Genomic DNA, 13,805 nt, shown 5'->3' with positions numbered 1-13,805 from the left:
TTAGGCATGACTACGCACCCAACCAATTTAGTCAGGTTTTTACGTTGCTTAGTTATACTAAATTTTTTACACTGGTAATTATATCAGATATACCGTGACCAGTCAAGGAGTTAGGGGAACTATTGTCACGCGAGTGGTCATTGAGCTTGCCGAAATGTCGCTGATATCTCAGCCCTAAAGGGATTGAAGCTCTACGCTTACCGGGTATTTCTGTAAGATTTTTAATCAACTATCGGTAGGCTACTTGTGGGCCTGCCCAAATTTCTGTAACCTTTTTACCAAAGGTAATCGGCTGATCATTGCCTGTTGTAGTAACAGTCTTGCCATCATTAGCAACTTGGATTAGTGGCCAGTTTTCTTCGCCCAATTCACCCGCACGAAATAGCACATTATCCGGTTGGCTTTTACTCCAACCTAACAATACTGCAATTTTTTCATGATTTTCCTCGTGGGCAGGAGCAACTGTGTTAGCGTGATTTTTTTGCCGATCCCAAATCACTGCACTATCTGTAGAATCACCTGTGTTAAATATACCTTCAAACTTGCGTGCTAAGAAGCGATCGCCTTTTTCTGACCAGCTAACTGGAACTAATACCCCAATCTGACCATTTGTATCAGTTTCTTCTGACTGCGCCGCCTTTACCTTTAATAAAGGATCGCTAACAGCAGCAGTTGAAGCCATCACCCACAACCTTTGGGTTTGCATATCTTGGACAAACAGAACGCTGGTAACACGGCTGTTGTACATTTGGGGTTTTACCTCTAGTTGCACCCGGCTATAAACAGCATATTTACCATCTGGAGAAACCACGGGTACGCTGCGGTAGTGACGCATTCCCGAACCCCCCTTAGAAGCAATTGCCTCTTGAGTTGCTGTAATCCATTTCCAAGGAATAGGATGAGGACTGCCTATGGGATCTATTTGTTCTGCTTGGGCTTCATCGCGTGGTTCAGCAACACGTATTTCTGTGCTTGGTTGTGATTCTCTCAGAGTTGGTGCTACTTGAGTTGCTGTCAATGATTCATTAAAAGAGTTTTCTTTTGAGAGATAATTTTCTTGGACTTTCAAAGACTGGATATTAGCAGCTTTAAGTTTTCGGATTAAATTAAGTTGACTAACAGGAACATCTGTTAATGGTGCGAGTTCAACTGCTGCCAAAGGATCAGGAACAGTTAAATCGCTGTTTGACACATAACTATCTGCTTGATCGAAAGACTCAATTTTATCTGCTGGTAATACTTGCGGTTCCTGGACAACAGTAGTTTGTGTTGGCACAGAGTCAAATTCTGCTGTTAAAGAGTTGATTTGATCTGTTTTTAATATTTCAGGTATTTTAGGTTCCCCAACTACAGCTATTTCCTTTGATACAGAGTCAGACTCTCCAGTTATCGAAGTTACTTTAGCTACTTCGGATCTGGCTGGGGTCGAGTGACCCGATGCCCCTAGCAAGGGTGTGATTAGGATTACAACGACAACGTAATTAAGAAATGGTTGCGCGCGGAACCATCCTGACAGCAAAAGGGGTTTAAGCATTTGTAGACTCTCTAGAAGGGGCGGTTGCTATGTGAGAAGCAATACCTATGCAGCAATGGGGCAGCCAGTAATTATATGTATAACAAGAAACTAAAAGCAATGACTAGATATTTTCTTCAAAGTTTGCAGAGGGTTACAAAAATTAAGTATCATTGTCTACAGCTTTTTTTGACTCAAGTACTGAATGTTTGGTTGCCAAAATATGCAAATATAGTAAATATGCTGAAAACTCAGTAATTACTACACGATATATAATGTTGCTGTTGCTATACCTAACTAAACCAAAAACAGGTATTAGTCAAGGGATATTCAAGGTATAGTTTGGGCTAATGAAGCTGACAACCAAGGGTGAGATGACTCAGCTATTGGGGATCGTACTAGCGATCGCTAGTACGCAGCAACTAAGGCAAGTTCCACACTAGATATAACAGCGCAAATCCCGATAATGGTAAACGTGAGGCGTTACGTGAATTAAGCTGGCAAAGCGGACGTATAATACATCATACTCAGAAAATCCTGCTGTCAGCAACCCCAATTGAGAAATTACGATCTAAACTACAAAAATAGCTAGAAGACGCAATAGTTTTTTAGAAACCTAACTGCATTTAACGCCAATTTGGGGATAAATTATCAGGAACACAACTAAACTTACTCGGTAGATGCTCTAGCAGATCGTGAGGAGACACCACTAAACGATGAGGCTCTCCTTAGGCAGATGCAGTTGATAAGACCTGTTACACTTGTTAACTTAACTATTAAGTTAATCAAGCAGCCTTGGGTTCGACCAATACGAAAACATTGTACCACCAAACAGCCGATATGATTTACAGCAAATCAACTCTGCTTTGCAAATGTTTGGGAACATCTGACTTTCGTAAAAAGCTTTGTAAAACCTCACCCCAACCCTCTCCTTGGTCTGACTTTTCACCGTATCTAGAAAACCTCACTTCTATTTCTCTCTCCTAAAAGGAGAGAGAAATAGAATTTTCCCCCTTCCCTCGTAGGAGGTTAGGTTTTTCGTGGCTTTTCCACATAACGTAAAAAGTCAGCTCCTTGGTAAGGAGAGGGAGCAAGAATCTTGTTTCTCATCTGGTATATTTGCTTTCACTGAGATGCTCCGAACTGTTTTCCACGATACAGGAGCCTGCTAAATCCTGGCTTGGTGAATTCCATTTCAATATGCAACTTATATATTGTCAGTTATGAGCAGCGCACTTACCATAAATTAATAACTAGCGACTAACAACTATTTATTAATGAAAATTGTATTCTTTGGTACACCACAGTTTGCTGTGCCCACATTGTCAAAGTTATTGAATCATTCAGAATTCGAGGTGTTGGCAGTTGTCACCCAACCAGATAAACGCCGGGAACGCGGAAATAAACTTACGCCAACACCAGTAAAAGCGATCGCTACTGCTCACAACTTACCAGTATGGCAACCCGAACGGGTGAAAAAAGACACTGAAACTTTAACCCAACTCAAACAGTTAGGCGCAGATGTGTTTGTTGTTGTCGCCTATGGACAGATTTTATCGTCAAAAATCCTAAATATGCCCAAGTTAGCCTGCATTAATGTGCATGGCTCGATTTTACCCAAATATCGGGGTGCAGCGCCGATTCAGTGGTGTTTGTATAACGGTGAGACCGAAACGGGGATCACAACCATGTTAATGGATGTGGGGATGGATACTGGCGCAATGCTACAAATAGCCACTACACCCATTGGATTACTGGATAGTGCCCAAGATTTAGCCGATAGACTAGCTGTGATCGGTGGGGATTTGTTGGTGGAAACTCTGTTGAAGTTGGAACGCCAGGAAATTCAACCAATTCCTCAAGATAATTTAGCAGCTACTTATGCACCTCTAATTCAAAAACAAGATTATGGTTTGGATTGGTCAAAAACCGCTATCCAATTACACAATCAAATCAGAGGCTTTTACCCTAATTGCACCGCTACCTTTCGTGACAATCTGCTAAAAATCACCGCTTCTGCTCCCCTTGGTTCTGTAGGCGATCGCAATCTCCCACCAGAATTACTGCATAAATTGCCTGATTTGTCAAATCTATCAGACAGACCGGGAGTTGTAGTGAGTATTACCAAAGGAATTGGGGCGATCGTCCAAACTGGGGAAGGTTTGTTGCTGTTGCGAGAGGTTCAGCTAGCTGGTAAACGTCCCCAGTCGGGATGGGATTTTGTTAATGGTACCCGCTTAACTGTGGGAGAAGTTTTTGGTGCGGGGAGTTGAGGGAGAATAACAGACGCGATTAATCGCGTCTCTTTTCATAAAAGCGGCAAGCTTGGCAAGGGCCATCTGGGTTGACTGCACAGCGAATAATTTCTGAATGAGCATTGTAGCAGCAGGTAGCATCACCGATTACCCAACGTCCCGCTACCAAACTTTTCTCAGATGGTCGTTTTGCCGACTGCACGTAAATGGCAATATTATGCAAGCGGTAGCGCCCTGATTGAAGTTGGTATCTATGGCGGCGCTCTAAAACCGCATAGGTTTTACCTTGAAAATCGAGATAGTTTCCGGGTTGGGGTGTCCAATCAAGTTGCACTCTGCCAAGAGACTCACGCGGATGCGTCAGAATCACCTCGGTTTGTAAAGAGTCTGGCTCCATAAGCTATGTTATTTGATTTACATTATGCGATCGCTTTCTTTAGCTTACCGAATTTAGATTACAATTAATACTTCACTCTTATTGTGAGAAATATACAGTCGGGATGCACAACTTTGCTACCCTACAGATTACGGCAACCAAAAGTTAGGTAGGATAGATTTGCCGAAGTCATGCCAAGTTTGGTTGAGCGATCGCGCCACTTGTATATGCACTTCATCCTCTTCTACAGCTAAAATCTCAGATGGCTGACCTTCTCCCAAATAAGACACCACCAAATTCGCCGCCTCCAAACCAGTAACATAAGCCTTTTCTTGTGACCAGGAACCATGACGGTTTACAATCCAATCGCCACTCATAAACACATTCTCAAAACTTGTCTTAGCGGATAACATATAACGATAGCTACCAGGTGCAAAGTGAGTCACTGCCTGAGATAAACGAATTACACTGCTATCAATTATCTTTGCCTCTCGAAACGCTGGCACACAAGTTGCTAAATAACCCTGAACTATTGCTAAAATCTCCTCATCACTCAAACTGAGAAACTGATTCGCGTGATAAAAATCGGCTTCAATCACTGTTCCCGGTTCATTTTGATATTCATCATGTAGAGCATTCAAATCAAAAAACGTCCAACCTGTAGTTGCGTCGAATCCAAAACAGGCATTAGAAGGACGAGGAATATCAATTTTCCGGTCAAACCATAGTCGCGTTGCTAAAACATCAATTGCTCCTAAATTGCTCAAATTACGGAATTCTTCACGGCTTTGTAAACTAGGACTAGTTGAGACAATTTTCTTCATCCCTGTGATTCCAACCGCAAAAATTACAGCATCGGCATCAATTACTTCATCACCGCAAACCACACCCTTGGCTCGATGATTACTATCAACAATTAAGTCTGTAACTCGGCGCTTGGGTAACACTCGCGCACCAGCTTTTTCGATACGTTCCACCCAAGGACGAAATATCTTTTCTCCAACAGTTCCCCGACACCAAACTACATCAAAATCCGGTTGATGAGCCAGAATAAAAAAGTAAAGCATCCCTAAAGTTGCTGCGGCTGAACATTGTTCACCAGGGGCAAACAAGCCCACTAATAACATTGGTTCAAAAGCCTCGCGGTAAAGCCGTGCCGAAACATTAAAGTCTTTGAACAATTCACGGGCAGTTACAAAGTCATAGCGCCGCCAAGCTGCATCAGAATTGTCAAAATCAACAACCGCATAAAGTAAAGGTAAGGCGCTAAGACGGTCAATTAGTGGCAGCCGCTTAAACTGAGTGTAGAGAAAAGTTCCCAGTGGGGAGGGGAGTCGCGGTAAGTCTTGAAAAATTGGTGATTCAACTTCCAAACCTGCTGGCGAATATTGGGAAGAACGAGTCCAAGTAGTAAAAGGATTAATTTCTAATTCATTGATTAGGGAAAAAATATTTTTGTAAGGATACCAAAAGCCATGAATGCCAGCTTCAACAGATTTTCCAGCGGCTGTTTGCCAACCTGCGACCAATCCACCGGGATAGGGCCCTGCTTCTAGAAGTGTTACATCATAGCCTTGCTTTGCCAAATGGTAGGTTGCTCCTAAACCAGCCCAACCTCCACCTACAACTACTACCCGTTTTTGTTGTAACCCTTCTACCATCACAGCCTCCAATTGTTGCAGTCCATCAACTAATGTATCCGAACTTGTGTTCTGAATCAGGCGACGGTTTGCTATTATAGCGGTTTTCCTTTGGATGCAATCGGCGCTTTGGTAGTCAACTGGGGGCTTAGAAACCGCGTTTACACGAAGCTTTAGCCACTTCCGTAGGTTTCAAACCCTGAATTTTTCCTTAGTCCACGTAGGCGGACTAATACCAATTTTAAAAATGATTACGACAGATGGAAACCTGAAATGCTTATCCAATGGATGTTTCACAATCCAAAATTTAAAATCTAAAATGGTATAAGTTTGTATAGCCGCGAATTCTATTCGCCAGGACTTTGAAGAAAGGCTAAGGAGAACCAGTTCAGTAAAAATCACTTGCGGTTAATGCTGAGTTAAGAGTATAACAGAAAACAGACTTAACTATTCATGAGGAATAATCATAATGACCCAATTAGCAAATGGAAAATTCAGTCTAAATGACTTTGAATTACGAGATGGCATTTATTTTCCTAGCGATTACGAACAGTTGAATAATACTCAACATAAAAAAAAGTGGGACGAAATTGGTAAAACATATTATGGTTCCCAAAAAGTTGAAAAGCTTGCAGATACATCGCCCATAAAACAAGATTACACTCTGCTAACTGGCACACCTGGAGGTACTTGGAATAAATTCCCGTTGAATAAATCGGTTGATTCTATTTTAGAGATTGGTTGTGGTTATGGTCGTGCACCTTTGCATCTTTCTAAAGCGAAAAATCTGAGATGCGAAAAATATTATGGAATTGATATTTCTGAGCCTTTGTTACGGCGGTTAATCAAAGTTAAACAAGAATATAATTTTTTCCCGGAAGCTGAATTTAACTTGATTTGCAATTCTGCTGAAATATTGCCTTTAGAAGATAATTCTATAGATTTGGTAATTTCTAACTGTGTCTTTATGCATATCCCAGATGCACAATTAAGAAATTTATTGGCTGATATCTCTCGGATGCTAAAACCTGGCGGAATTTTTGTTTTTAATCATTCCTTTCACAACAAATCCTGTCCTTCTCATATTATCCATAATTTTGTGAGAAAGCTGAACCCAATTGTCAGAAATCCAGTTTATCTCAAACAATATTCTGCCTCTGAAATAGAAGAAATGTTAGCTACTGCTGGGATGAAAACGAAATGTCCACAATACATTGTTGAACCAACAGAAGAATATGCAATTTTGCCGGAAACTATTAAAGGAATTCCAGTACCATTTGCTAATGCTATCAATAGAAGTCTCAAGCCATCAGGTAGTTTAAAGGAAACTTTGGCTTATGGTTTTAGTGCCTATAGCAGTCAACTGGAATAATTACAGCTATTTTCATCTATTTGAATTACACCTGTCGTAGGGGCACAGCAATGCTGTGCCCCTACAGCATTGTCTAGTTTTTGCAATTTTCTTTATTATTTGTTAGGTAATTTACCAACTTTTACCAACATATTTAAACTAAAGTTGGTAAATTAGGGATTAGTTGAGCTAGTTCTTCCCCCACACAACTATGCCATTGGATTTATCGCCTCTTTGGATATCACTTAAAACATCATTACTTGCTACATTTATCACCTTCTTCTTGGGTATCGCTGCTGCCTACTGGATGCTGGGATATCGTGGAAAAGGTAAATCGTTGATTGAGGGTATCTTTATTGCGCCACTGATTTTGCCCCCCACAGTTGTCGGTTTCTTGTTGCTGCTATTTTTTGGGAAAAATGGCCCTGTAGGGAAACTCATGCAGGCTTTTGACTTCACCATCGTCTTTACTTGGTATGGTGCAGCGATCGCAGCTACCGTAGTTTCTTTCCCTTTAATGTATAAAACTGCACTGGGAGCCTTTGAACAAATAGATGGTAATCTGCTGCGAGTAGCCAGAACCCTTGGTGCAACTGAAGCCACAATCTTTTGGCGCATCAGTTTACCCTTAGCAGTATCTGGGATTGTAGCCGCCACAATGCTAGCTTTTGCCCGTGCTTTGGGAGAATTCGGGGCGACGTTGATGCTAGCTGGTAATATTCCCGGACAAACGCAGACAATTCCAATGGCGATTTATTTTGCTGTGGAAGCGGGAGCAATGAACGAGGCTTGGTTTTGGGCGATCGCAATTATGGTGATTTCTCTATCTGGAATTATTGCAGTCAACTTCTGGCAAGAATTGAGGGAAAAGAAGAGGGGACAAGGGGGACAAGGGGGACAAGGGGGACAAGGGAGTGAATCATCTTTATTGTCTGCACCTTCGTCAGCAGTTGGACTTTTTGTAGACATCGAAAAACAACTGCCGAGTTTTCATCTCAGGGTGTCTTTTAATAGCAATGATCAGCCTTTGGGATTGTTAGGGGGTTCTGGAGCAGGTAAGAGCATGATTTTGCGCTGCCTTGCGGGGATAGAAACGCCCACTAGAGGACGCATAGTTTTAAATGGCAGAGTCCTGTTTGACTCCGAACAGCGAATTAATCTACCCAGCCGCGATCGCCGCATCGGTTTTTTAGTGCAGAATTATGCCCTGTTTCCACATCTGAGTGTGGCGCAAAACATCGCTTTCGGCTTACCTAAAAAACTATCTGCTGGAAGTATTAGAGTGCAGGTAGAGGAGCAACTAATAGCGATGCAGTTGCAGGGATTAGGCGATCGCTATCCGCACCAACTTTCTGGGGGTCAACAACAACGGGTAGCCTTAGCCAGAGCTTTGGCAAGTCAACCGGAAGCATTGCTTTTGGATGAACCTTTTTCGGCACTTGACACCCATCTACGTAGTCAATTAGAGCAGCAAATGACAGAAACTCTAGCTGACTATCAAGGTGTGACTCTATTTGTCACCCATAATATGGAAGAAGCTTATCGGATTTGTCCGAATCTGTTGGTATTGGAGCATGGTAGAGCCGTTCATTCTGGCAGCAAACATGATATTTTCGAGCATCCTACTACCGTTAGTGTCGCCCAACTTACCGGATGTAAAAACTTCTCCCGCATTGTTCTTCAGTCATCACAACAGGTAGAAGCGACTGATTGGGGTTGTACTCTTCAATTAATTGAACCAATCAAGAGCGAATTATCTCACGTCGGCATTCGTGCCCATCAGTTCATTTTTACCAACGACTCATCACAGGAAAATACCTTTCCCTGCTGGGTAGTCCGCACAAGTGAAACGCCCCATCGAATGACGTTGTTTCTCAAATTACATTCGCCTGCCAAGAATTCTCAAGATTACCATCTGCAAGCTGAAGTTTTCAAAGAAAAATGGGCGACGATGAAAGACCAACCTTTTCCTTGGCATGTGCGTTTAGATCCCCTGCGCTTGATTTTGATGGAGTGAACGCAGAGATGTACGGGATATAGGGAAGTTTTAAAAATTGCTCCAATCTTATAGCGTGAGATGCTCACCTTACAATAAATAGTTGGGCGTTGCATGGTTGCGGGATGATTTATCTCATGCACAGGCGCAGAGAGGATAAGATGATTATGGCAATCAATATACTTCTTGCATGAATTCTTCCCCTCTCCCTAAATCCCTCTCCCAAGCTTGGGAGAGGGACTTTGAAATTGGCTCCCCTTCTACCAAAATTGGGAGAAGGGGTTGAGGGCAAGTTTTGCATTGAATACTTTAATTTTAATGACCAAATTAATCGTTTATATGAAGCTAATCTGTTATTTTTAATTGTTAAAAACTTTGCTGAAATAAATCTCCATCCAGATGAAGTAAATAGCATGGAGATAGTCACAGGCAAAATTGATATCAGAGAGGAGGTGGCTGCATGACTCTTTGTGTTGCCTAGACTCAAGAGAAAATAACAAAACATCCCATACATTGTAACAACCTTGATTGCTCTCTTACTCCCCTCTCCAAAACCTGGAAGAGGGGTAGGGGGTGAGGGAAAAAACAGGAAATCAGGGCAAGATAACCTAGACACACCCCAAATCAAGCTTCAAAATCTCATGCCCAAATCATCTGCCAGAATTCGAGGTACTACACCAGAAATAGAAGCCGCAGCTATACAACTACGCAAAAAACTCACGCCATCTGAAAAGCAACTATGGCAAGCTTTAAGAGGAGGTAAACTAGGTGGTTTCAAGTTTCGCCGTCAGCACCCAGTTGGACGTTTTATTCTTGACTTTTACTGTCCAGTTTGCAAACTAGTCATTGAGTTAGATGGAGCAATCCATGATAATCAGACAGACTATGATGCAGATAGAACGAAATATCTAGAAACTTACAATTATAAAGTTTTGCGTTTCCAGAATGAAGAGGTTATGCAACAGTTGGAAAAAGTTTTATATCTGATTGTTTCAGGCTGCATTAGTCCCCAGCCCCTCTCCTGATTCCGGGAGAGGGAAGTAAAAGGAAGTAAATTCTCCAGTTCCCCTTCTCCCAAATATGGGAGAAGGGGTTAGGGGATGAGGGCAACCCTTCTCAAAGCCAACTAAAAAAGGTCTTCTATGCAATGACCAGCCAAAGGACAGAACTTATTTCAAAATCAGTAAGGCGATCGCAGACGATCCTAACATTAATAAAAAGAAAACGAGTCGAGCTATCGCTAAATTTTTATCACTCCATGCACACAACCTAGCTCAAAAAACTCAGGTTATTGTAGAGCATTTTCGCCAATGTGTGATGCGTCTTTCGTATTGAATTAATTTGGATGTTAAACAAACCACTCCTGCGGAGGACAAACTACGCGTAGCGTTTCCTTGGCGCAGCCTCTCGTAGAGAAGAGTTGGACGCAAAGATCAGAGAGGAGAAGAATGTTAAGATGTCAGTTGTAGAGTTGATTGCAATTTGAGTAAGCGATCGCTCGCTGTTTGTAATGTCTCAGGTCTTTTGCTAAAGCAGAATCTGATCAATGAATGTCCTTTTTCTGGTTGGCTGAAAAAGCTGGAACCGGGAACTACGACAACACCAATCTCTTTAATTAGATGGTAAGTGAATTCAATATCTGTTTTGTAGCCGAATTTGGAAATATCTGCAAGCACATAATAGGCTCCTTGGGGAACGAAATAGGGAATGCCAACTTGATCTAAAATCTGTAAAATACTGTCTCGCTTCTGGTGATAAAGTTTGGCTAGTTCTTCATAATAGGATGGTGGCAGTTGCATGGCGGCAACTCCGGCTCGTTGCAATGGTGCAGGAGCGCCAACGGTGAGGAAATCATGGACTTTGCGAATCGCTCCTGTCAATTCGGGATTTGCCAAAATGTAGCCGACTCGCCATCCGGTGACGCTGTAAGTTTTAGAAAGGCCGTTGATAGTAACAGTGCGTTCTTCCATACCGGGAAGGGTCGCTAAGGCGATATGTTGAATATCGTCATAGAGAATATGTTCATAGATTTCATCAGTGAACGCTAACACATCCCACTTTTAACAAAGTTCAGCAATTAGGGTGAGTTCTTCACGGGTGAAGACTTTGCCTGTGGGGTTATGGGGTGTGTTGATAATAATAGCTTTAGTATTGGCATTGAAAGCTTGACGCAACTGTGCTTGATCAAATGTCCAATCGGGGGGATGCAGTGTCACGTAGCGGGGTGTGGCACCAACTAAAATCACATCAGGGCCGTAGTTTTCGTAATACGGCTCAAATATAATTACTTCCTCACCGGGATCGACTGTCGCCAGCATCACAGCTGCCATTGCTTCTGTGGAGCCGCAGGTGACGGTGATTTGGGTTTCGGGATCGATATCTAAGCCCAGATACCAACGAACTTTGTTGGCGATCGCGTGACGAAAGGGGCGTAGACGCAAAGCGGCTTGTCGCCAGACATCGCCCCAAGTGATGGCATACTGATTTACATCTGCCTCTATTGCTTCGTAAGCTGCCTGTTTCAACTCCAAGGGACAGGGAAAATCAGGGAACCCCTGCCCAGATTCACTGCACCGTATTGCAGTGCTACCCTGGTCATTTCTCGAATCACCGACTCTCTAAACTGCTCTGCCTTCACTGATATTTTTTTGCGCCCAATCTCACTCACCTCTATACCTCCGTTGCTCTCTATTGCAGTTATGGGGGAATTTTTCTCAAACCGATAAAATCGATAGATTAATCGTAGTATACTCAAATTCCAGATCCAGAGGGAATGCAACCTGATAATCTATATACTTAATTATTGAGATTAATAGTCAATTATTGAAGGTACTGATCCAGAATCATCATGAAATCTTTGCACCGTCCCGATCTTTATAGCTGGTCTAATTTCAATCCGGCAAGAAATATTGATTTCAATGGGATTGCCTGGATTCGCCCAGATGGCAACATCTTGATTGACCCAGTAGCCCTATCAAACCATGATTGGAATCATCTGAAATCCCTCGGTGGTGTAGTTTGGATTGTGTTGACGAATTCTGAACATATCAGGGCAAGTAAAGAAATTGCCGATCAAACCTATGCTAAGATTGCCGGTCCTCTGGCAGAAAAAGACACTTTTCCTATACATTGCGATCGCTGGCTGTCTGATGGTGAAGAATTAGTACCAGGACTTCAGGCGATTGAACTTCAAGGCTCGAAAACTCCCGGTGAATTGGCTCTGTTACTGGAGGAAACAACTTTGATCACAGGGGACTTAGTACGGGCACGCAAAGCAGGTAGCTTAACGATTTTGCCAGATGACAAGCTGCTGAATCGAGAGGAGGCTGTTGCTTCTGTTCGCAGGTTGGCTCAACTGAGTCGAGTAGAAGCAGTGCTGGTGGGGGATGGTTGGCCAGTCTTCCGCGATGGGTGCGATCGCTTACAGGAACTTGTAGCGACGTTGTAAATGGATGGGTAGCACAGCTAGGTGTGCTACCCTACAGGAGATTGTGGTTCAAATAGATGATAAAAGGCTGTAAGAAGAATTGTTTGGATCAAATTCTCCTATAAAGGAAAAGGTAGGAACTGACTTTGACTCTCGCATGATGCTGCGGTGTTTAGAACTTGCTCGCCGCGCTTTAGGACGTACTTCGCCAAATCCGCTAGTGGGAGCGGTGATTGTCAAGGATGGCGAGATTGTAGGCGTTGGGTTTCATCCTCGTGCAGGTGAGCCTCATGCAGAAGTGTTTGCTTTGAAAGCCGCAGGTGTTGGCTCTCGTGGTGCAACAATCTATGTCAACCTCGAACCTTGCAATCACTACGGACGTACTCCCCCTTGTTCGGAAGGATTGATCCAAGCAGGGGTGGCAAAAGTGGTGGTGGGTATGGTTGATCCTAATCCCCTGGTAGCTGGAGGTGGTATTGCCCGTTTACGGGCGGCGGGGATCGAAGTCTTGGTAGGAGTAGAAGAGTCAGCTTGTCATCAGCTAAATGAAGCTTTTGTGCATCGCATTCTCTACAAACGACCTTTGGGAATTTTAAAATATGCCATGACTTTAGATGGTAAGATTGCCACCACCTCTGGTAACAGCGCCTGGGTGACAAGCCAAGATTCCCGCAGGGAAGTACATCAATTGCGAGCGGGTTGTGATGCAATAATTGTCGGTGGTAATACAGTCCGACAGGATAATCCTTACTTAACCAGCCATCAGGTGGGGGCACATAATCCCCTGCGGGTGGTGATGAGTCGCCAGCTCAACTTACCGGAAAGTGCCCATCTGTGGGAAACTGCGGATGCTCCAACTTTGGTGTTGACAGAGGAGGGTGCTAACCCCGATTTTCAAGAACTGTTGCTCAACAAAGGGGTGGAGGTCGTGAAATTCACATCACTTACACCAGATAAGGCTATGGCGTACTTATATGAGCGGGGTTTTTGTAGCGTGTTGTGGGAGTGTGGTGGTATTTTAGCTGCAAGTGCGATCGCTCAAGGAGCAGTGCAAAAAGTTTTAGCATTTATCGCCCCGAAAATCATTGGTGGTAGCATTGCTCCCACACCTGTAGGCGATTTAGGTTTTACTACCATGACTGAGGCGTTGTCTCTAGAACGTGTTCGTTGGCGTGTAGTCGGCTCTGACTGCTTAATAGAAGGTTATTTTCCCAAAAAAATCAATAGTAATAACACTTGATTATCAA

At 43.1% G+C, this 13,805-nt stretch carries 10 protein-coding genes and 1 pseudogene; 7 read left to right on the top strand and 4 right to left on the bottom strand.

The window, feature by feature from the left end; all coding sequences use genetic code 11:
* Positions 1 to 229 precede the first annotated feature (229 nt).
* Positions 230 to 1,534, bottom strand: a complete 1,305-nt coding sequence (locus V7K15_RS11740; RefSeq protein ID WP_334905674.1) for a hypothetical protein — start codon at positions 1,532 to 1,534, stop codon at positions 230 to 232.
* Positions 1,535 to 2,790: 1,256 nt separating this feature from the next.
* Between V7K15_RS11740 and fmt the strand changes: the two genes are divergently transcribed.
* The gene (gene fmt / locus V7K15_RS11735; protein ID WP_334905673.1) at positions 2,791 to 3,786 is read left to right on the top strand and encodes a methionyl-tRNA formyltransferase; all 996 of its coding nucleotides are present in this window, start codon (positions 2,791 to 2,793) and stop codon (positions 3,784 to 3,786) included.
* Positions 3,787 to 3,805: 19 nt separating this feature from the next.
* Here the strand turns inward: fmt and V7K15_RS11730 are convergent, their stop codons facing one another.
* Together V7K15_RS11730 and V7K15_RS11725 are read right to left on the bottom strand one after the other, a co-directional pair.
* Positions 3,806 to 4,165 carry a DUF6464 family protein gene (locus tag V7K15_RS11730; protein ID WP_334905672.1) on the bottom strand — a complete coding sequence of 120 codons (360 nt, stop codon included), beginning with the start codon at positions 4,163 to 4,165 and terminating at the stop codon, positions 3,806 to 3,808.
* A 128-nt stretch (positions 4,166 to 4,293) separates the two neighbouring features.
* Positions 4,294 to 5,805, bottom strand: a complete 1,512-nt coding sequence (locus V7K15_RS11725) for a hydroxysqualene dehydroxylase (protein WP_334905671.1) — start codon at positions 5,803 to 5,805, stop codon at positions 4,294 to 4,296.
* 448 nt (positions 5,806 to 6,253) lie between these two features.
* On the opposite strand from V7K15_RS11725, the gene V7K15_RS11720 reads away from it, so the two are divergent.
* From V7K15_RS11720 to V7K15_RS11705, 4 genes are all read left to right on the top strand, one after another.
* Complete coding sequence (locus V7K15_RS11720; protein WP_334905670.1) at positions 6,254 to 7,156, top strand: class I SAM-dependent methyltransferase; 903 nt, start codon at positions 6,254 to 6,256, stop codon at positions 7,154 to 7,156.
* 190 nt (positions 7,157 to 7,346) lie between these two features.
* Positions 7,347 to 9,152: a molybdate ABC transporter permease subunit gene (gene modB / locus V7K15_RS11715; RefSeq protein ID WP_334905669.1), complete on the top strand. Its 1,806-nt coding sequence runs from the start codon at positions 7,347 to 7,349 to the stop codon at positions 9,150 to 9,152.
* 221 nt (positions 9,153 to 9,373) lie between these two features.
* Positions 9,374 to 9,595 (top strand): hypothetical protein, encoded by a 222-nt coding sequence (locus tag V7K15_RS11710; protein ID WP_334905668.1) that lies wholly within the window; start codon positions 9,374 to 9,376, stop codon positions 9,593 to 9,595.
* A gap of 177 nt (positions 9,596 to 9,772) precedes the next feature.
* Complete coding sequence (locus V7K15_RS11705) at positions 9,773 to 10,156, top strand: endonuclease domain-containing protein (RefSeq protein ID WP_334905667.1); 384 nt, start codon at positions 9,773 to 9,775, stop codon at positions 10,154 to 10,156.
* 426 nt (positions 10,157 to 10,582) lie between these two features.
* Here V7K15_RS11705 and V7K15_RS11700 read toward each other — a convergent pair.
* Positions 10,583 to 11,572 (bottom strand): annotated as a pseudogene (locus V7K15_RS11700) (pyridoxal phosphate-dependent aminotransferase).
* 407 nt (positions 11,573 to 11,979) lie between these two features.
* On the opposite strand from V7K15_RS11700, the gene V7K15_RS11695 reads away from it, so the two are divergent.
* Together V7K15_RS11695 and ribD are read left to right on the top strand one after the other, a co-directional pair.
* Entirely contained in the window at positions 11,980 to 12,579 is a 600-nt protein-coding gene (locus V7K15_RS11695; protein ID WP_334905666.1) for an MBL fold metallo-hydrolase, read from the top strand.
* A 136-nt stretch (positions 12,580 to 12,715) separates the two neighbouring features.
* Positions 12,716 to 13,798 (top strand): bifunctional diaminohydroxyphosphoribosylaminopyrimidine deaminase/5-amino-6-(5-phosphoribosylamino)uracil reductase RibD, encoded by a 1,083-nt coding sequence (gene ribD, locus V7K15_RS11690; RefSeq protein WP_334905677.1) that lies wholly within the window; start codon positions 12,716 to 12,718, stop codon positions 13,796 to 13,798.
* Positions 13,799 to 13,805 lie beyond the last annotated feature (7 nt).

This window comes from Nostoc sp. (assembly GCF_036919815.1).
Lineage (GTDB): Bacteria > Cyanobacteriota > Cyanobacteriia > Cyanobacteriales > Nostocaceae > Nostoc.
Note: the sequence above shows the minus strand (reverse complement) of the source record. Positions and strands in the feature narration are given on the sequence as shown.